This is a genomic window from Marinagarivorans algicola (assembly GCF_001292705.1).
In the GTDB taxonomy this organism is placed as follows: Bacteria; Pseudomonadota; Gammaproteobacteria; order Pseudomonadales; family Cellvibrionaceae; genus Marinagarivorans; species Marinagarivorans algicola.
In genome coordinates this window covers 37,861-58,595 of sequence record NZ_LGAK01000022.1, presented here as the reverse complement: position 1 = coordinate 58,595, position 20,735 = coordinate 37,861, and the positions used below count along the sequence as shown (strand labels likewise).

12 protein-coding genes and 1 tRNA gene are annotated in these 20,735 nt (G+C 42.9%); 7 read left to right on the top strand and 6 right to left on the bottom strand.

All coding sequences use genetic code 11. From position 1 onward, the window contains the following. Window positions 1-38: 38 nt before the first annotated feature. Window positions 39-3,017, bottom strand: coding sequence for a TonB-dependent receptor (locus tag AC438_RS09205; RefSeq protein ID WP_053980966.1), 2,979 nt, complete (start codon window positions 3,015-3,017; stop codon window positions 39-41). Window positions 3,018-3,359: 342 nt separating this feature from the next. On the opposite strand from AC438_RS09205, the gene AC438_RS09200 reads away from it, so the two are divergent. Next, window positions 3,360-5,078: an alpha-amylase family glycosyl hydrolase gene (locus tag AC438_RS09200; RefSeq protein WP_053980965.1), complete on the top strand. Its 1,719-nt coding sequence runs from the start codon at window positions 3,360-3,362 to the stop codon at window positions 5,076-5,078. A gap of 191 nt (window positions 5,079-5,269) precedes the next feature. Here AC438_RS09200 and AC438_RS09195 read toward each other — a convergent pair whose 3' ends face one another. Together AC438_RS09195 and AC438_RS09190 are read right to left on the bottom strand one after the other, a co-directional pair. Next, window positions 5,270-6,007, bottom strand: a complete 738-nt coding sequence (locus AC438_RS09195; RefSeq protein WP_053980964.1) for an SPOR domain-containing protein — start codon at window positions 6,005-6,007, stop codon at window positions 5,270-5,272. Between the two features lie 202 nt (window positions 6,008-6,209). Beyond that, window positions 6,210-11,255, bottom strand: a complete 5,046-nt coding sequence (locus AC438_RS09190) for a PAS domain S-box protein (protein WP_053980963.1) — start codon at window positions 11,253-11,255, stop codon at window positions 6,210-6,212. An 815-nt stretch (window positions 11,256-12,070) separates the two neighbouring features. Here AC438_RS09190 and AC438_RS17425 point away from each other — a divergent pair. Further along, window positions 12,071-12,406 (top strand): transposase, encoded by a 336-nt coding sequence (locus AC438_RS17425; RefSeq protein WP_082354059.1) that lies wholly within the window; start codon window positions 12,071-12,073, stop codon window positions 12,404-12,406. Between the two features lie 188 nt (window positions 12,407-12,594). Here AC438_RS17425 and AC438_RS09180 read toward each other — a convergent pair whose 3' ends face one another. Then, window positions 12,595-13,173 (bottom strand): outer membrane beta-barrel protein, encoded by a 579-nt coding sequence (locus AC438_RS09180; RefSeq protein ID WP_162230720.1) that lies wholly within the window; start codon window positions 13,171-13,173, stop codon window positions 12,595-12,597. A 181-nt stretch (window positions 13,174-13,354) separates the two neighbouring features. Here AC438_RS09180 and AC438_RS09175 point away from each other — a divergent pair, with 181 nt between their 5' ends. From AC438_RS09175 to AC438_RS09155, 5 genes are all read left to right on the top strand, one after another. Further along, window positions 13,355-13,936, top strand: a complete 582-nt coding sequence (locus tag AC438_RS09175; RefSeq protein ID WP_053980960.1) for a hypothetical protein — start codon at window positions 13,355-13,357, stop codon at window positions 13,934-13,936. A 135-nt stretch (window positions 13,937-14,071) separates the two neighbouring features. Then, a tRNA-Asn gene (locus AC438_RS09170) sits at window positions 14,072-14,147 on the top strand. A 299-nt stretch (window positions 14,148-14,446) separates the two neighbouring features. After that, entirely contained in the window at window positions 14,447-14,812 is a 366-nt protein-coding gene (locus AC438_RS09165; protein ID WP_053980959.1) for a hypothetical protein, read from the top strand. Window positions 14,813-14,889: 77 nt separating this feature from the next. Continuing rightward, window positions 14,890-16,803, top strand: a complete 1,914-nt coding sequence (locus tag AC438_RS09160; protein ID WP_162230719.1) for a multiheme c-type cytochrome — start codon at window positions 14,890-14,892, stop codon at window positions 16,801-16,803. 414 nt (window positions 16,804-17,217) lie between these two features. Beyond that, the gene (locus AC438_RS09155) at window positions 17,218-17,940 is read left to right on the top strand and encodes a polyamine aminopropyltransferase (RefSeq protein ID WP_053980957.1); all 723 of its coding nucleotides are present in this window, start codon (window positions 17,218-17,220) and stop codon (window positions 17,938-17,940) included. A 113-nt stretch (window positions 17,941-18,053) separates the two neighbouring features. Here AC438_RS09155 and AC438_RS09150 read toward each other — a convergent pair whose 3' ends face one another. Next, the gene (locus tag AC438_RS09150; protein ID WP_053980956.1) at window positions 18,054-19,295 is read right to left on the bottom strand and encodes a cytochrome-c peroxidase; all 1,242 of its coding nucleotides are present in this window, start codon (window positions 19,293-19,295) and stop codon (window positions 18,054-18,056) included. 41 nt (window positions 19,296-19,336) lie between these two features. After that, window positions 19,337-20,686 carry a sensor histidine kinase gene (locus AC438_RS09145; RefSeq protein ID WP_053980955.1) on the bottom strand — a complete coding sequence of 450 codons (1,350 nt, stop codon included), beginning with the start codon at window positions 20,684-20,686 and terminating at the stop codon, window positions 19,337-19,339. Window positions 20,687-20,735: the final 49 nt, after the last annotated feature.

The following is a 20,735-nucleotide window of genomic DNA, read 5'->3' as shown; positions in this document are numbered from 1 at the left end:
AAAACTAAGCCACTCATGAAGAGTGGCTTATATTACTCTTAAAATGATGATTTAAAGCGTACACCATAAATGCGAGGAGAGTTAGTAAAGCGAATATTAACATCGTTATTAATAAAACCTTTACCAGAATACACTTCCTCTGTCAGGTTATTAACAAATGCATCTATCTCAATACTTTCACCTACGCTAATACCTGCGCTCATATTAACTTGTGTATAGCTTGGTACTACATCACTAAAAAATAGGCCATTGGCTTGGCCGCCGGTATCAGCCAATGCGGGATTGTTATTAGGCACCATATCTTTTAAAGGTATTGATATTTGATTACCTTTAGCATCTTCGGCATAACCTTTATTATTATAGGGAGTAAGGTAGTATTTACTGCGATGCGATAAGCTGATTGTCCACTTATAAGCATCAATACTGCCCCATTCAACTTCACGCTTTTGTGATAAAGATAGGTTAGCATTGATCTTTGAGGTATTAGGTAATGCGTTGCCATCTACATTAACAACTCTATCACCACCACGTGTATCCAGTACTGATGAATTTTTAAGCTCACTCTCAATAAACGAAGCGTTCCACGTCACCTCAAAACCATAATCAAATAATACATTACCATCTAACTCTAAACCATAGATAGTCGCATCAGTTGAGTTCTCACTAAACACGAATGAATCTGTGCATTGATCGGTTTTGGTTTCACCACAATTACGGCGGCTATTTGGCACCGTTACTAAACTTTGTAATACCTTATCTTTGTAGTCGTAATAGAATAATGAGGCATTAAGATTGATAGGGTTACCCATGATATCGAAGGTGTTTTTACTACCAAATTCAAGCACTGTAAGCTTTTCAGGATCCCATGTTTGAGCCAGCTGTTCACCATCACTTAATTTTATTGGGCGATTTATTCCGCCAGATCGCGTCCCTGTGGATAGCGTACCATAGATCATATTGTCGCCGATATCATGCTCAAAACCAATGCGCCAATCAACATAGCTCTCTTTCACAGTATTTGATAAGCGATGCGTTAAATTAGAACGATCTAAATCCAAAACACTATTGCCGCTTTCATCAGTTATGTATTGCTCATTATAAAAATCAGAGCGAATAATGACATCAATTTGATCTCTATTTTGCAGCAAAAACTCATCCCAATTATCTCTCACACCAAAAGATTCAATGCCATCTAAGAAATAATCCAGATTATTATCTTTATTGGGCACTGAATCAGTTACAGTGCCATCTGCAGCCACAACGCGATTATTGACGCACTGAGCAGCATCAACATCAGCACGATTCCATAGCTCACCACAAATTGACGGGTTATTTAAGCTACGCTCATTAGGACCTTTAAGTGCGAAGCCATTAGATCCCAACACTAAATCAGTTGTAAGGGGGTTTGTACTATCATCAACCTGAAGGCCAAACTCTTCAAATAATTCAGCAGGGAAATTAAATTGATATTTTACATTTGACTCATTAGCTGTTTTTTTATCTTGAGTAAAACGAACACCGGCTTTAATACGTGTATTATCGGTAATATTAAATGTACCATCAGAGAAAAACGCTTTTGATTCTACGCTAGAATTATCGCCTCTATTTTCACCGCCTAAACCATCTTGAAAGCCGCTAATGGTACCAGGTTCAAACCAGTCACTGTAACCAAAGTAGCCATTGCCAATTTCTTGCGATGAATAATCAAATGACTCATTAAATAAGAAGACACCGGCCGCCCAAATAAAGCGATCTGTTTCACCCACTAAGCGTAGCTCATGCGTTCTTGTTGATGATTTTTCTGATTGATAAAAAGTATCATTCCAATTCAGGCGATCAGGAAATGCACTAGCCGGACCAGCGTTTCGATAATCTTCATCTTGATATGCCTGATAAATAGACTCAGCATCACTACCTACAACACCTTCGGCACCATCATAGACCATGCCCAATTGCCACTCACGCGAGGCGTTCGCATTGTAAAAAGAGTATTGACGGTACGAGGCGTTGTACTCAAGTGTTACTGCATCACTAAAGTCATAGCTCAATGTTGAGGCAATACCCTCAATTTCATTGCCCATGCGGCCAGCCGAGCGAAAATATTGATTAAAAGGATCGTCAAGATCTTCAATGTCATAGCCAGCAGACAATGCTCGCCCACTAAAAGCACCAGGGTAGCCCGAGCCTTGCTCTTTAACTTTATCAGCCATGACATAAGCACTGAACTGATCATTTGGCTCCCACAAAAATGACAGGCGAGCCGCTGAATTATCTGCAGCACCTGGCGCCTCTACTCCAGAGCCATATGCATTAGTAAAATAAGAATCGTGTGAATCAGAAAATACAGCTGCACGCATTGCGAACTCATCACTCAGAGGGACATTCAGCACCCCTTCCATTGTGCGCGCATGGAAATTACCAGAACCTATTTGTACGTAACCACCAACATCGTCAAATTTAGGCTTACTCGATATAATATTAATTGTTCCACCAGTCGCATTCCGACCACGCAATGTGCCTTGCGGACCCTTATTAACCTCTACGCGCTCAACATCAAAGAACATAGGGCCAATACTACGAGGGCGGGACAAATAAACACCATTGTAGTGCGTAGCAACCGATGGATCTGATGAAAAGTCACTGTCTGAGGAACCAATACCTCTTAGATAAACTTCAAGCTTTCCCTCTTGATTAGTAATTTGTAAGCCAGGCACAATATTTTGCAAGTTGGTAAAATCACTATTAATAGCTAGGTCATCTAAATCAGATGAAGAGAACGACTGCACAGTACCGGCAACATCTTGCAAGCTTTGTGTGCGGCGTTCAGTTGTCACTAAGACTTCTTCAATAAAGCGCTCATTAGCCGCTTTTTGCTCTTGCGCATGCAATAAGCCGGGGTAGCTTAACGCCGTTATCGCCAAGGGCAAAAGGGCCTGTTTAAATACCGAGCGATTGGCTGTTTTATAGGCTGAGCGCTGTTGTGTAGTAGCCTTATTGTGATTCATTTTGGACGTCATAGCGTTACCCTCGTACTATTGCTGTTTTCTCTCACGCTCAAGACAAGCTTAATAAAGTTTACGTTAATGCACTTTTGAGGTAGAGGTTGATAAAAGATTTATTATTTTTTTGGTTACTCAAAAACTAAGAGGCCTTAGTCATAGTGAATTCACTGTACGTCCTTGGGTTTATGACGAACAACCCTATGCATACGTATTCATAGGAACTGATTTTTTGCATACGTATGCATGTGTAGGACAATGTAACACTTGCCTAATCGGGTTATGAATACGAATGCAATATGCTTGTCGCTTAATGATTTGCTCCGTAGAGTATGACGATAGCGAAGAGACGAGGTAAACATGACCTTAGCAAATAACAATCCCTTATCTGTGAATGAATTACAGCCCGCGACCAATAACGATTGGTGGCGCGGCGCGGTCATTTACCAAGTATATTTACGCAGTTTTTTAGACTCTAATGGCGATGGCATTGGCGATATTCGAGGCTGCATCGAGCGATTAGATTACATTAAAGGTCTAGGTGTTGATGCCATTTGGCTATCGCCGTTTTTCAAATCACCCATGGATGATTTTGGTTACGATATTAGTGACTATCGCGATGTAGATCCTATTTTTGGCACACTTGACGATCTTGATGAGCTCATTACTAAAGCCCACAACTTGGGCCTAAAGATTATGATTGATCAAGTACTCAGTCATACGTCTGTCGCGCATGCTTGGTTTGAAGAAAGCCGTCAAAGCCGCACCAATGCAAAAGCCGATTGGTATGTGTGGGCCGACCCTAAGCCCGATGGCAGCCCACCTAATAACTGGCTGTCTATTTTTGGTGGTGTCGCTTGGGAGTGGGAACCTAGGCGCCAGCAATATTATTTACATAATTTTTTAAAGTCTCAGCCAGATTTAAACTTCCATAATCAGCATGTACAAAATCAAATACTGGATGAAGTAGAGTTTTGGTTAAAACGCGGTATTGATGGCTTGCGCTTAGACGCCATTAATTTTTGCTTCCATGATGAGCTATTGCGCGATAACCCAGCCAAACCTATTGATGAACGCGAAGGGCGAGGCTTTTCAAGCGATAACCCCTACGCCTATCAATATCACTATTTCAATAATACACAGCCACAAAATTTAGACTTTTTAGCACGCTTACGCAGCTTAACAAATCGCTACCCGGGCACCGCCACACTGGGCGAAGTATCATCAGAAGATTCACTCAAGACAATGCTAGAGTACACCGATGGCGACAAACATTTGCATATGGCTTACAGCTTTGAGCTACTAGTCGATGAGTTTTCAAGTGCTCATATTCGCCATACTGTAGAAAGTTTTGTAAGTCGTAGCCAAGGGGGCTGGCCTTGCTGGGCAATTAGCAATCATGATGTGGCGCGGGTTGCATCACGCTGGGGCGGTGACCAATTAACGGCTCACGAACGCGCCCAGTTTAGTCAGATGATCACCGCGTTAATAGCTAGCTTGCAAGGGAGCCTATGCGTATATCAAGGTGAAGAGCTTGGCCTCACCGAAGCCGATGTCGCTTTTGAAGACTTACAAGACCCATTTGGTATTGCATTTTGGCCTAAATTTAAAGGCCGAGATGGCTGTCGTACGCCTATGCCATGGGATGACAACCAACATAATGCAGGTTTTAGCGATGGCGCGCCATGGCTACCTGTGGCACAAAGCCATAATGTACTAAGCGTCAACACACAAAAGGCGCTGTCGTGCTCTACTTTAGAACACTTTCAGCAATTTATGGCGTGGCGCAAACTGTGGCCTGCACTAATGAGTGGCGATATTGATTTTATCAATAGTCCAGATAACACACTGCTTTTCACGCGGACTCTTCATGCTGATGACCATACAGCCAAGCAAGTGATATTGTGTGCATTCAATCTTAGCAATGCTGCCGTGACACTCAAGCAGCCTTACAACACGATCATAACGCTCAACAACCCAAATCAAGATGCAGATCTTAGCACCGACAACAACATCTGCCTACCGCCTTTTGGGCGCTATTTTGCACAAGTTAACACCCTGTCTTTATCATCCCCCTGAGTGTACAACGGTCAGAGTAATGACTGATCGTTACCGCTTAGACTCTCTTGCCGAGGGCTTATCTATAGAAGATGGATCTTCTATGAGCCTCTCGGGCTTTTTTAGTTTTTTGAGCATCAGATTTCAAATAATTTACAGTCTTGAACCAATGATCTTGAACCAATGATTAAGCTGTACAAGTAATTTTAATCTCACTCGCTGTGCTTTTCTTTATACTCCATAATTAACGCTTGATGCCCATTAGAGATCAATGATGCCCGCGCCTTAGCCAATTTTGATCGCGAATCAAACGGCCCTACCAGCACGCGATACCACACCTCACCATTACGCACCGTTACCTTCTCTGAGCGCGCCTCAAGATTCATTAAAATTAGCTCAACTTTTAACTGCTCGGCATCTGTTTCAGCCTTAAATGAGGCGACCTGTAAAATAAAAATACGCGGCGATTTAGCCTGACCTGTCACTTCAGCTTTGCTTCCACCCTGCGCAACCGGCACTTCGTTTTCTTTTAGCATATGATAAAAATCAAAACGCGGCTTTTGCTCTTGATTTTGTGCTGTCTCTTCTGCCTTCTTATCAGTAGACTTTACCGCATTAGTGGTAGTGGAGCCTACCATAGGCGGTGCCTTTTGAGTGTTGATTTTTGCCTTGGTATTATTTTGCTTCGTCGCCTGCTCATACTGGCGAGAAGCTTCTGCGGTACTTGGGCCTTGTGTTTTACTCGATGAAGAGGAATACCTAACCGTATCGACCTCGGATAGGCGTACTAAAAACATAATAAAAGCCCCTACTGCAGTCCCTACAAACAACCACACCCAACCAGGCACAGGTGATTTAGCAGTCGTGCGCTGACGAGGTTTAGCACTGGATTTTGTCGTTTTTTTTGTCGCTGTCTTGGTGCGTGGCTTTTTAGCGTAATCGTGTGCCATGAATGCATTCATTATCAAGTTTCAATGACTCACATTCTAGCTGCTGAGGGTGCAATAGGAAACCAAGCAAAATATATAATCGATTGAAACCATTAAAGTTGACACCCAAACCAGCCGCTGTGGCGCAATAAAGAGCTTCATCGAGAGTAGCCAAGCCAATTGGTTACTTTTTAGGCCATACACCCGAGTAATCCATCTGGTTTTACTGTATTGGAGCTTGATGCTCGTAACTTTTGAGTGCCTGAACAAAAATATCATTAGCCACTAATAGGCTTCCTGCGAGTTCACTCGATTCATCGCGCGCCTGGCCAATTGCCTGTTCTTCTAACTGCTCGACTACTTCGAGTATTTTAATCCCGCCTAAATTACCCACCACGCCCTTTAAAGTGTGGCAGGCACTTGCCGCCTGCTTAAATTGCTCACCTTCTATAAACATAAAAATATTAGAAATAAGCTCTGGGCTCTCTTGGGTATACCGACTAATCAAAGTCGCAAGGCGGTGCGGTTTTTTACCTGTACGCCTAAATGCCGCTTCGAAATCCCAAACCCCTTCCGGATAATCATTCACCTCGCTATTGCCTTTTTGTGAGGCAATGACTGCAGCCTCAGGCCTTGCATATAGTGACTGAGGATTGGCTGCATGAGTGTCTTCATCACCCACGCTAGTCATACGCAAGACGGTATTATTGTGTGTCTGCATACTATCATTTGACTCATGAGGACTTAGCGAATCAGTACTTAGCTCATCAGCAGCTGACTCACGCCCATTTTTTGACAGTGGCTGGGCCTCCTCCTGCGCCAACTCCTCCTGACTGGGATTGCCCAAACGATCTAGCTTAGCTAAACTACGTGTATTCACTGGGTGATTCACATCGTTCAGTGTCGCATGTTCATTATCAACTGTTGCGGTACGACATAACCACTTATTAAGCATCGCTTCAAGCTTTTCGGGCTCTACAGGCTTACTCAAATAATCACTCATACCACAAGCCAGGCAGCGCTCTTTATCACCTTTCATCGCGTTAGCTGTCATCGCGATAATCGTAATGTCTTTATAGGCATCACCTGCACCACCTTGCCTAATAGCCCTAGTGGCCGCAAAGCCATCTAAAATAGGCATCTGGCAATCCATTAATACGAGTGCATACTGGCCTTGTGCTTTTGTATTCAAGAGTTTTATGGCTTCTTGCCCGTCACCGGCAATATCAGTATTCAAACCTAAGTCAAGTAGCAAATCTAAAGCAACCTCACGGTTAATTTGATTATCTTCTACTAATAAAATACGCGTATTATCAGGCCATTGCGAATGACAGTAAGTTATACCAATGTCTTTATTATGCTCGAAGTTACTCAAAAAATGTCGTGTGACAAAGCGTGAAATATCTGTCGGCAATGTTGCATTAGCAGCATTATCAAGAGAGTGCTCCACATATCTCAGCGAAGCCATAGGATCGTCTAATATGACTTTAATCGCCTCAAACAGTAACTTGGGATTAACAGGCTTAGGAAAATAACCGGTAAAACCCATTGCCGCAAACTGTGCCGCATCACCTCTTTGGGCTTGCGAGGTCATCATAACAAGAGGGACATCTTTAAAGCGCTCATCGCTTTTAAATATTTTACCTAAGGTTGCACCATCAATTGTTGGCATTTGCATATCAAGCAACGCAATATCAAAAACTTGACCTTTTGCATACTCTTGTTCACACAACTCTATGGCTTTAATCGCCCCTGTGGCCACTTTTGCATTAAGACCCCAAGCGCTTAACTGCTCGACCATCACCTGCAAATTAATAGGATTGTCATCAACCACTAAAACTCTTTTTCCCTCCAAGTTGACGACAGGTAATGCATGCTGTTGCTCCAAGCTTTGTTGCACGACAATAGAAAATGTAAAACAGCTACCTTTTCCGCTTGTACTTGTGGCGTAAACTTCTCCCTGCATCGCCTCGCATAGCTGCTTAACAATTGATAAGCCTAAACCTGTGCCGCCGTATTTTCGTGTATTCGAAGCATCTGCTTGTGTAAAGGCCTCAAACAACGTTGGTAAAATATTTTCTGATATGCCTATTCCGGTATCTTCAACATCACATGTCAGCTTTAGATAACGTAATTTTGTATTCGAATGATTATCCTGAGACGCATCACCAACATCAATCACTTTTAACTGATCACTCGTTAAAGGCTCAGTTTTAGCACGGATAATAACATGACCTTCGTGAGTGAATTTTAAGGCATTACCCACCAGATTTGTTAAAATTTGCCTTAATCGACCAGGATCACCAATGATAATATTGACATCAAGTTTAGATAAATCGAGCATAAGCTCTAAGCCATTTTCTTCTGCGCGATAGGTCATGGATTCGACGAATTCTAACAATAATATCTCTAAACTATATTGGATGTACTCCAGATCTAATTTACCAGCATCAATTTTAGAAAAATCTAAAATATCATTAATAATAGTCAACAAGGACTTCGCACTACTTTGCGCTATAGAGATTTTACGGTACTGCTCCTTTGTTAATTCAGTCTTTAATACCAAACCGAGCATCCCCAAAACACCGTTCATTGGGGTGCGAATTTCATGGCTCATACTCGCTAAAAATTCACTTTTTGCCTGAGTTGCTGCATTTGCTGATTTAATCGCTTTTTTTAATTCTATCTCTGTTTTTTTCTTTTCTTCCCTATCATAAATACTGGATGAAAGTGTCGCTATTGCACTAGCAAAAGATTCTTCAGGCACGCTCCAATAATGTTTTTGCTGTGTATTTTCGATACAGATCATACCTACAAAATCACCGCCACCGGTAATGACAACACTCAACATAGAAACTATATTCAAGGGATTTATATAAGTCGTTAAGATATCTGAGGTAGCTTCATGAGCCTTAGTGTCAGCAGCGCTAATAATGGGGTAAGTATGCAAATACTTAAATAATGCAGGATGCTCTTTAACACTAAAATAAAATTCATGGTTCATGATCTTTTTATCTAGTGATTGATTGCGCTTATGTGTATTGGCAGTATCTACATATAGATATTTACAATTCATCGCCTTAAGGTCACCATCAAATAACCAAATACTCACTCTATCTGCATTCAATGCATGAGCTACCTCTTGTGTAATATGCTTAGAGGCCAAATAGAAATCACCCTGCGACACATGAGTATTTACTGTTAAATGCGATAATGCCTCACTATGCTTTAGTGCTTTACGGTTAATTTCTTGATGTATTTTTCGATCATTAATATCTTGAAAAGACCCCATTAAACGAATACAGCGACCGTTGTCAAACTCAGCTTGGCCTGTTGCCGCCACCCACAGCTCGCGCCCATTTAATGTAATAATTTGTAACTCTAAATTCCATGATTGGCCTTTTTCTATGCATTCAGAAACGACTTTTTTTATGGTCTCTCTACTCTCCCCTTCTTTATAAAAATTAATACTTGTTTCTATATTAGGAGTATAATCATCTGCCACTTCATGTATGGCTTTAGTCATCGATGACCAAAAAACTTCACCCGTCTCTAGATTTACCTCCCAAGCCCCAATACGTCCATGAAAGCTCATTTTTTCAAACAGTTTTTGTTGATTCGCCAATGCTATTGCATTGTTTTTTTGCTCGGTAATATCACTCTCAATGGCCATAAAGCCTTGTAACTGCCCTGTACTATCCAGCATGGGGTTACATTCAATATCGATCCAATACTGTCTACCTGATTTAGTATAATTAATCATTTCAACTTGAAATGATCTACCTTCTTTGATGGCTATACCAATTTCGGCGGTCACTTTTTTATCAGTTTTTTCACCTTGCAAAAAATCTTTGGGCTTTTTACCTAAAGCCTCATCAAAGGTATACCCAGTAATACGCGTAAAGCCTTCATTAACCCACTCTATTTCGCCTTTAATATTAGCGATAATAACGCCATTACGAGTCTCCCGCGCTATGCGAGATAGCCGTCTAAGTTGTTCATCACGCGTCTCAATTGCACTCATATTACGCGCGGTCGCATAATATTTTTGGGTCTTAGCATCTGGCGTGCAACTCCATTGCAACATAATGTATTCACCCTGTTTTGTTCGCAGTCGACTTTTAAAATCAATAATTGACTGACCATGTGCTAGCGGCTTTAATTCTTGCCTAACATGCGGTATGTCATCAGGGTGTAAAAAATCAATTAATGGATGGCTAAGTAAATATTGTTCATCGTAACCTAATTCTTTAATAAAGGTTTTATTCACTCTTTCAAAAAAACTTTCTGCATTAAAAATGCACATAAAATCAGGAGATAAATCAAAAAATCGATTGATCTGCAGCGTTACAGTATGAATCATTGCCTCTGCATTTTTACGCTCGGTAATATCCAAATGAGTGCCGACCATTCGCACCGGATTTCCTTGGCTATCCCATTCAACCACTCGACCAGTGTCTAATACCCAAACCCAATGCCCTTTCTTATGCTGCATTCTAGCCTCGCAGCAATAAAAAGGCTTTTTGTTTTCCCAATGTGCATTAAGCTCTTCTTGCGAAATCGCCATATCTTCGGGATGACAAGTATTGAACCACGTATGAATATTTAAAGGTTTTAACTCTTCAAGAGAGTAGCCAATAATTTTTGCCCAGCGCTCATTAAATTGCACCGTACCTGTTTGAATATTCCAGTCCCAAGTTCCAACTGCAGTACCTTCAACCATTAATTCTAGCTGTTTTTTTTGCTGCACCATTTCATCTTGGTTTTTTTGTAATTCGGTAATATCTCGTAAGACAGCAATAATGATTGGCCGGTCACTTTGCTCAGCAACCGGAGAAAGTAATATTTCTATCGTTAAAAAATTATCACAATTTTTTTTGTATTGCCATAAAAATTTTTGTGCTGCTCCCTCTACTGCCAATTTAAAATAATAAGAAAAGCATTCCGATGACAACATCTCATTTGGCTGCTGTAGCGGTGAAAAATCTAATAAGCTCTTCCCTAAGAGGGCCTCTTTTTGACAACCTAACATTTTTTGGGCAACACTATTACAGCCGATAAAAACGCCATCTTCAATTAGGAGTACGGCATCTAGCGCATGATTAGCCTGCGCAGTAATAACTTTATCTTTTATTTTTGTAGTCGATGCATTAATACCGTCTTTATAGTGTGATTTTTGGGTATGTTTACCTCTTAGCGCGATAACATAGGTTATTAAAGCCCCAATTACCCCTCCAATGCATAGGCTCATTAAAACAAAAAACAGCATTCAATACCCTCTTTAGCCCGCTTAGCCCGGTAACAACTTGCCCGCTTCATTCAAATAAAATCACCAACCGCTATCGTGCGTGACTTTTGCCATTGAATAGCAATCATTTAAAAGATAGCGCCAATACTGTAGTCCCCACTAATATGCGTACCTGATTAGCGATATATGCATACCTAAAAATTTTACTGACGTGCGACTTAAGCCGATAAAATCTTCATAGCGCACGACAAAACCTCTGCCTATCAAATACAGCCAATAGCCAATACACTGAATAATTAGATTGCATATATATGAGTGTAGATCATAAAATTTAAGATCAAAAAAAAGCTGCCCTTAGGCAGATTTTTCTCTAAAAGCGTCAACAAATTGGCTTTTAAATAAGGTTTTATCGGATGTTGCTATCTATTTAAAAACTACCGACACAGATATACCTTATGCTCCGTGCGCAACACCGTGTGCAAACACCACAATTGGCGCTAAAAGCATAGCAATCACGTCAATATTTTGACGAACCGCAAAGCACCTAGGCCGAGTTATTCGTACAATCATGGCTTGGCGCACAATGAGTAAACCTAGCGTTAAACAGGCCCCCATTAATATAGCTATACTCGTAGCACTTGGGATTTAGGTGTTATTATTTTTAACGATTGAAATATTGTCATTTGCAGATAAGATTGTTCCATGAAAGACTTTTAGCTTACCGATGAAGAACTCCTCGGCTTGCGTTGAGCGCATAAAATCAATGCGATTATCTTGCTGGGTACGGGCTGGACACTAAAAGAGGTTAAAGAAGCCCTGCTTATTGATGATGAGACATTGCGCGCTTACATATCATATTAGACAACGCACGATACCATTATTCCAAAGCGCTTAGGGAGTACCTTGAAGGAAACAGCAGAATTAACGTAGTGTTTCTACCCGCTTATTCACCCGAGCTTAATTTGATCGCACGCATTTGGCGGTTCTTCAAAAAGAAAGCCCTCTATGATCAATATCATGCCGATGTGAAAACTTTTAGGCAGGCATGTGTAGATTTTTTTAAGAATACAGGTAAATTATCTGAGTATAATTTTTGGGCTGACTCCAAAAAAGATAAAGAAAGCACACCCGTTATACTAAGCACTGACAATGGCAAAACATGGACTCAGTAGGCGCACTGCCTATAGCTTGCCGTCAACTTGCGACTGCAGCATCAACCGATGAGCAACTTATTTCTTTATGTGAAGATGGAGAAATAATGTCCTCTATGATATCGGCGTCACTTGGCAAGGCGGCAATAGCGTAATAGCCCGCTAATGTAAGCAAGCACCCTAGTCATGCAGGGTGCTTCTGTTTTAATTTAAAATTGAAAAGAGAGACTAAAGCTGATTGTTTTTGCTTCGTAACTTTCAGATGAATAAAAAGGATCATCAACATCAGGAAAAACAATATAATCGAGTTCATAACTATATTGGCCGTTTTTATAACCTCCGCCTACGCCATAAGAAAAACCTATATCATTACCGTCTTCATCTTTATAGCCATCTGCAGAGTAACTAAATTGCGACAGGGCTAGGCCTAAGCGCCCCTTAACAAACCAATCCCCCCTAGTCTTAGCATTCAAATAAACACCGTATGCAGAGTATTCGGCCTCGACTCGCTCATCTAAAATACTGCTTGTGACGTTATCTTTTTTGCCAGAGGTAGGCACAACAATGAGCCCCTCAACAGCAATAAACGGTGTAAACTGATAACCAACAGAAAACCCAGCGGTTAAAAAACGATAGCCTTGTGAGCCGCTCCTAGGTGAGACCGGAGTACTTCCTAGATTTACACCCATGTAACCATAAGCATAAAAGTCATCAGCTAAATTTACCTCTGCGCCATATGCAGCAGAAGACATGACAGTGGCTATGACTAATGAAAAAACGTTTTTCACAAAAATTAACTCCCTTAAAAACACAATAAGTATTACCATTCTACCACGGCCCAAAAAACCAAAGAATGGCTTTAAGGCTTATTCATCAATCCCAAAAAGCACTTGTATTATTAAATTAATGCCTTCCCCTTACATAACTAAATTACACTACGGATTAGACACCCATAAAATGAGACACGCCATGCGCCAGTTGTTATTAGTGAGCAGCCTATTAATGATTAGCTGCGCCACCACGCCCCAAACAATAACCACATCAACACTCATAAAAATCACCCAATGCCAAGGTGATATTGTTTTACCTCAGCAGTGGCAATCTATTTTTAGCCCGGTCACTCGACCTGGCCTTGTGCAACAACAGTTGCTCACTAATGCGCTCGGTAAACCCAACCAAGGCAAGCTGTGCCAAGGCCGAGTATTTACGGTTAATGCACCCGCTACCCTTTACCGCGCATGGAACAGCACCAACCCTAATAGCCGCTTGGGTAGCTGGTGGGCCATGGACGCACCTACAGGCGCCGTCGCGCAATACCGCAAAAATTACAAAATCTGCTATCAATGGTCGGCGCTGGACCAGCTCGTGCAGTGCCAACTGCAGCCGGGCACTCAAGTTGTGATTGGTACCGGGCAAAGCGCCGAGTGTTCGCAATACCTCAGCTACCCCGCATCGGCCAGCTTGCAGGTTTATATAGACGATAGCCATGCCGCCATGAGCAACTGCCAAGACTTTATCGGTGTATTCGATTGGCAGCCTGAAAGCCCTTAAAAACCAACAAAATGCACAAAATTCACCCACAAAACACATAATTAACTCTTTTAAATCATAAAGTTACAAAAGGTGTTGACACCCTAAAAATCGAGCGCTACTATGCCCGCCTCTTCGGTCAACACCGAACATAAATCCGCTTTAGCTCAGTTGGTAGAGCAAATGACTGTTAATCATTGGGTCGCTGGTTCGAGTCCAGCAAGCGGAGCCATATTATAAAAAGCTTGATTCTTTGGAATCAGGCTTTTTGCGTTGTGCGCCCTAATAATTAGCGCTTTTGCGGTTAATCATTGGTGAAAGCCTTCGCTGACGTCCCGCAAGCCCATCCCATTGAGCCCCAATACTCAAAGTACCCAAACACCGAATAATAATCAGCGCCTCTCTCCGACCTTAGTCCCAGCCAAAATTCACACACTCACCATTGAATAAGTTATGCGCAACACCTAAACTGCGCGCGGGTTAAATATGACACCCAAATATAAATTAATTTATGGATTTTAAAGGATAAATATGAAAATTTTATTAGCAGCAGCTTTAACCGTATTAACACTTCCAGGTATTGCTCACGCAAATACTAAACCAGCTAAAAACCCAATAATACATAGTGAAGTCCTTGTCGGGTCACAAAACCCGACTAAAATTGGTGAACTTTCTGTCTTTTCCTTACATTTCTCATCCCCCTCCGATCGAAGTGTAGAAAGCTGTATAGATGCAGGGGCCGGCCTTATCGCATGGACGAAGGAACACAAAGATATATACGAACGTCATCAACTTGCGCTGCTAAAAGGTGAAAGCTATACGCTTAAGTTTGACCCTAACTCTCCGACCAATACATGCCTAGTGACTTCCATTACCATTCACCACGACGAAAACTAAGGATTGCCGCTATGCATATCCGATTCGTTATTTATCTACTCCTCCTGTTTAGCTGCCATAGCGCACTAGCTGATATTGTGGAAACACCAATACCGGCTAACACTGATACCGCTTTTGACCATGGCAGCCAAACCCAATGCAAAACCTGCCATGACGATATTTATGCGCAGTGGGAAACATCCACCATGAAGTACGGCGCAGTCAGCCCTACCTTTCGCACACTGGAGCAAATAGGTAACACCACACTCGGTGGCGCCCTTGCTAAAGATGGCGGGAGAACGGAAGAGGGCCTTGCGGTTAACACTTCATTATTTTGCCAAAAATGCCATAGCCCTATCGGCGTGATTAAGGATGAATTTAAAGCGTTTGACGCCAACGGCCCAACACCCTCTGTTGCAGGGTTAACTAAAGGCGCCTTAGACGGGGTCACTTGTACCGTATGCCATAATACTTTTAGCAATGATACTGAGTTTACCAGCAATAGATTTACATCCAATAAAGTCGGCATTACACAAGGCATTGCCAATGCCGCTTTAAATATTGATATTTTCAGTGATTACTATTTTGTGCAAGGCCCAGGCGATGGGCACACACGTGCAAACGGCTTTCCTTTTGATCCAGGAAGCCCCAACGCCAATGGTGTTAGCGGCCAAACCAACGCCATCAGTAATAGCCAGTTTTGTGGCGGCTGCCATGATGTACGCACCAACCCACCCGCACCACTATCTACTGCGGTTACAGAGGATGATGAGAACTTTTTGCGCTTAGAAAATTTATTTACCGAATGGGAGCGCAGTACCTACAACCCCAAAACCACCAATGAGGCCTTTAAGAATGACGGCATTGAAGGGCGCTGTCAGGATTGCCATATGTCCTCTTACCCCTATCGGTATGAACTTCTAACAGAAAAATGGGTGTTTGACCCTAAAGCCAAACCCGATACCTCGGGCGATAATATTACACACTACTTTACCGGTGTAGATATTGCTTTAGCCGATAATACTCTCAGTAACAAAATCGGTGAAGCCGCCGAAGATTTTGCCGCGCAAGATATCGGCAATACCTTTGATAAAAAAGGCTTCCCGAGTAGCCCAAGGCAGCGTCGTGATGATTTACTAAAACGCGCAGTAGAACTTAAAGCGGATGTACCTTTTTTACATAGCAGCAAGGTATTGCCCTTAACAGTCACACTCGAAAATACCGGCACCGGGCACCATGTACCATCGGGCTTTTCACAAGAGCGGCAAATGTGGATCGAAGTGTTAGTGGTGGATGCCAATAACAAAGTGGTTTACCACTCGGGCTATACTAAAGATACAACAAGCCCCAGCGATACAGGCTTTGGTAACGGCGCCATTGCCGATATCGAATACAATGCCAGCTACATCCAGCAAACATCGCAAAGTATGAATGATTTATTTAACTTAGATGTACGATTAAACCCTAGCAACTTTGAAGTTACGGATGATAGCATTGTAGAAACCGCCGATGGCCAGCACTTACGCTATGGTAAAGATCAAAACTTACGTAACGATCATGATCATCCAGCAAACTTAGGTTTAGTCTTTTTTGGCAATGAATTTAAGCGCAATGGTGAAGAAGTCTTTAGCCCGTTTTTAGCGAATGAAATGGATAATTCACACTCGTTGCCACCGCTTGAGCCTCGCACTTACGATTATGATATTCCGTTAGTGCGCGAACAAGGCTTAGATCCGTACGCTTACCCCCTAACCATTACCACTAAGCTTAACTTTCGCCAGTTCCCTCCACGTTTTTTACGTGGGCTGATTGAGTTTGATGCCCAGCATAACAACGGCAATGATCAAATTCTTAATAGCGGAAATCAAAATTCCAATGCCGCTTTAAAAGGGAAAGGGTTAGAGATACTACAGCGCAATCACATTATTGAGATGGCTAGCCAAACGTTTACCGTTAACGACCCCAATAAAAATTTAGGGTCGGTGTACAAGCGTTTTTTTAGCACCCAATAATTAACTTACGTCGCTAAAGTACTTATAAAGCACTCATAAACCGAATAGCATAATGCTATTCGGTTTTTTTATACCAACGGTATTGTCATTCTCTTTGACACTCAGCGATAGTACTTTTTAGTCTTGCCCATTAACACATAGCCTAACGACTACCTCGCAGGCATTCACAAAAGCACTACCGCAGTATTCACCGCTCCATTAACTTTGATCGGGCACGCCACATGCGCACGGTATTGCGCGCGACAACTTACCGAGAGCCCCCCCCTGGGAGTTTTTGCGCCATATTGCGTAAAAAGCTTAGTACTCTTCTGCTAGGGCGGCCATTACAACTACTACAGAGCAAGTCATTGACAATCACACTAGCCACCTAGAGTGAGTATAATAATGACCCTTTGACCCCCCCCTAGGAAAACCATGCCTCCACTATTTGAAGAAATTGACAGCCAAACTTCGCCCTTAGGTGAGATATCGCTACGTAAACGCCGCATGCCTGCGCTCGGTGATCGAGATATTTATGAGGTTAAGCTCGGTGACGAATTTTTAATGTCGAGTATGTTTGTTGAAGCAGAAGAAGCCTTATCAACCTTGGGGCTGGCGGCGCTAAAAGGTGATAATCTAAAGGTGGTTGTGGGCGGTTTGGGTTTGGGTTACACCGCGGTTGCCGCCTTAAAAGATGCGCGTATTGATGAGCTACTGGTGGTGGATGCCTTAGAGACTGTTATTGGCTGGCATCAAGATGAGCGGGTACCTTTGGGTAAAATACTCAACGCTGATAAGCGCAACCGCTATGTACTAGGCAGCTTTTTTGACCTTGCCACAAACCCCGCCACAGGTTTTGACCCTAGCAGCAACGGTAAAAAGTTTGATGCGGTGCTACTCGACATCGACCATTCGCCTACTGAATTTTTAAACGCGGCTAATGCCCGTTTTTATACCACCGCAAACCTCGCCCTTATGGCTGAGCAAATCAAACCACAAGGCGTATTTGCCATGTGGTCACAAAACTTGCCTGAGGCCAGCTTTGAAGCTTTATTAAAAACGGTATTTGATCGCGTAGAGTCGCATGTCGTTTCTTTTTATAACCCCTTTCAAGGTGGTGAATCGACAAACTCTGTGTATGTATGCGTAAAAGCTTAAAGACTAACAAGCATAAACGCTAAAGAATAAAGCGTTCGCCATAAAAAAAGCCGCATCAATAATGCGGCTTTTTAATTGATAAGAATAGGCGCCGTCGCTTATAGCGAGCTGGTCTACTCCCAATACCCCAAGCTCTCTTGGTGCGCTCTTAATTTGGCTTTGAGCTCTGGCGGGGCATCGTAGCCATCGGTTAGGGTTTTCATAAAGGCGACGAGTGCTTTTTTATCGTGTTCGCTAATGCTTAATGACGTCGACATTAAGCGGCTGGGGTTTTCGTTGACCTCTGGTGGCCAGAATTTTTCCATTTTGGTGTAGTACTCCACCACCTCTTCTAAAGTTTTAAATACACCGTTATGCATATAAGGCGCGGTTAAGGCAATATTGCGCAGTGTTGGTGTTTTAAACATGCCTTTAGCAATGAGTTTTTCTTTTTCGCTCAGCTTAGGGTTATTGCCTGTACCAGCATCAACAAAAGCTTTACCGGCTGGGTTAACGGTCGCAGGCTGCTGATAAAAAGGTAACTCAGGATTAGGCGGCACTAAAATATTATGATGCACAAAGCGTGTAAAAATTTGCCGCTCGCCAACGCGCCCCAAATGGCAGTCAATACACATGCCGCCAGAGTTAAAGACCATTTCACCGCGCTCCTCTAACTTACTCAATTTAACCAAGTCTATTTTGTAATAGTCGTATTTTGAGTCGAAAGGTGCGAATACCGGTGTTTTCTGAAAGGCTTCTAAGGCATCGGCTGCAGCGTTAATTAAAGCATCTTCATCAGTGAGTACTGCTTTGCCATAAGCGGCTGATATCAGTGGAGCATAAGCGGCACTGCGCAATGCTTGCGCCAGCTTAGCGGGCGTGCTGTTCATTTCTACGGGGTTAAAGAACGGCCCTAAAGCCTGCTCTTTAAGGCTATCAACACGCCCATCCCAAAACTGCCCACCGCGCCATTCATCGGCATATTCTTCTTTTTGTAAAGGCGGGCTGTATTGCGCGTATTTAAGCGTGGGTACATTGCGATTGCCAAAAGCGCCCTTAACCACACCTTCGCTCACGGCTTTACCGGGGTCAGCAAATGCGCTGGCGGCATTGTGGCAAGTTGCGCATGATTGCCCTGCGGGGCTAGATAAAGACACATCATTAAAAATAACCGCACCCAAGGCCTCTTTTTGTGATTGAAGTGTATTGTGTAATTGAAGAGCCTTGGCTTTTTGTGGCTCGGCCGCTGCGGGTGCAACCACTTGGCTTGTCGCAGCCTCGGTCACAGTCGGTGCACTCGTCTGAGCAACTGCACTGAAACCTGTTAGCGCTACTGCTGTGCAAACCAGCCATGCGCTGTATTGAATGTGTAACATAATTTTGCCTTTCAAGTTTTATCGATATTCATAGTCTAGCTTCAACCTTTGGGCAAGTTGATTGTTGCCTCTAGCCCGCCCTCAGGATGATTAGTCAGCACTAACGTACCACCGAGCGCTTTAATTGCTCGTGCAGCAATACTTAAACCCAACCCAAAGCCTTCTGTATGCATTTGCCCGCCAGCACGGTAAAACGGCTTCAATAAATTACTGGGATCTTCAGTAACACCGGGTCCGTAGTCGCGCACGGTAAGCTGCCACGTTTTATCACCGTGGGTTAAGTGTAGCTCTACGGGGGTTTTTGGTGGCGTATGTTTGCATGCATTGCGCATCAGGTTTTCTAGCGCGCTTTGCAGTAAATTGGGGTCGCCGCGTACATGCGCAGGATGATCATTACCGTACACACTCACAACCGTATCACTGAACTCAAACGTTATATCATCGGCTACCTGCACTAACAATGTTTGCAAATTTATAGGGGCTATAGTTTTTGTATTAGGCTCTTCGAAAGCTGCGCACTGAGCTGATGCTTGGGTGGCAGATTGTAAGCGTGAATACTCTAAAATACGCTGAATCAAAGCATTCATACGCTCGCATTGAGTGTGCATTTTGGCAATGGCAGCATTATTAGGTGCCGCCAGCTCTGCCAGTGCAACCCCAACCTGCAAGCGCGCCAACGGCGCCCGTAGTTCGTGTGACACATCATGCAATAGATCTTCTTGGGCGCTAAAAGCGGCATCCACTTGAGCGGTCATACGTGCAATATCGCGGGCCAAATCCCCTAGCTCGTCACCACGGCGTAAAAGCTTTTGGTCTATTGATAGGCTAGTGCCTGCGGGCTGGTAACGCCGACTAAATAACTGCAAGTGCTTGAGCGGTTGTGTGATACCCCAACTAATTAAGGCGCTTAAAAACGCTGACGCTACCAACATTAATAATAGTTGCGCACTCAAGATATCGCGCAAAGCCAAGCCAATGGAGTGCGGAGTTTTTATGGGTAGGTAATGCACGCGATAGCGCTCACCCTTCTCGCTTTCAATAATTAATGTTAATAAGCGCTTTTTGTGCGTAACAGAGTCATTAAAACGCTTATGGCCACTATAAATAGTGGACCCTTGCAGATTGGTAATTGTAATTAAGACTTCGGGTGGAATATTGTAGCGTCGATATATTTTTTTTAGTGCCGCTGAGCGCCCGTTTTTTACAGGGCTGCCGCGCTCATAACGAGCAATAAGTTGCTCGGCTAAACGCTCTACCTGAATCGCATGTTTATGCGCCATACGCTCGCGTAAATGGCCGCTACTAATGACCCACACCACACACACAACGACCAATACATTGACTAGCCAGATCGCGGTAAATATCTTCCAAAAGATACGATTAAAACGCATACTGTAACCCTGAGTCATTGCGGGAGATATTGCGGCGTGATAAGCAGAG

Excerpts from the sequence above, each read along its gene's own strand:
- AC438_RS09205 (WP_053980966.1), bottom strand. The coding sequence starts at position 3,017 with ATGACGTCCAAAATGAATCACAATAAGGCTACTACACAACAGCGCTCA.
- AC438_RS09200 (WP_053980965.1), top strand. The coding sequence starts at position 3,360 with ATGACCTTAGCAAATAACAATCCCTTATCTGTGAATGAATTACAGCCC.
- AC438_RS09195 (WP_053980964.1), bottom strand. The coding sequence starts at position 6,007 with ATGGCACACGATTACGCTAAAAAGCCACGCACCAAGACAGCGACAAAA.
- AC438_RS09190 (WP_053980963.1), bottom strand. The coding sequence starts at position 11,255 with ATGCTGTTTTTTGTTTTAATGAGCCTATGCATTGGAGGGGTAATTGGG.
- AC438_RS09175 (WP_053980960.1), top strand. The coding sequence starts at position 13,355 with ATGCGCCAGTTGTTATTAGTGAGCAGCCTATTAATGATTAGCTGCGCC.
- AC438_RS09165 (WP_053980959.1), top strand. The coding sequence starts at position 14,447 with ATGAAAATTTTATTAGCAGCAGCTTTAACCGTATTAACACTTCCAGGT.
- AC438_RS09155 (WP_053980957.1), top strand. The coding sequence starts at position 17,218 with ATGCCTCCACTATTTGAAGAAATTGACAGCCAAACTTCGCCCTTAGGT.
- AC438_RS09150 (WP_053980956.1), bottom strand. The coding sequence starts at position 19,295 with ATGTTACACATTCAATACAGCGCATGGCTGGTTTGCACAGCAGTAGCG.
- AC438_RS09145 (WP_053980955.1), bottom strand. The coding sequence starts at position 20,686 with ATGCGTTTTAATCGTATCTTTTGGAAGATATTTACCGCGATCTGGCTA.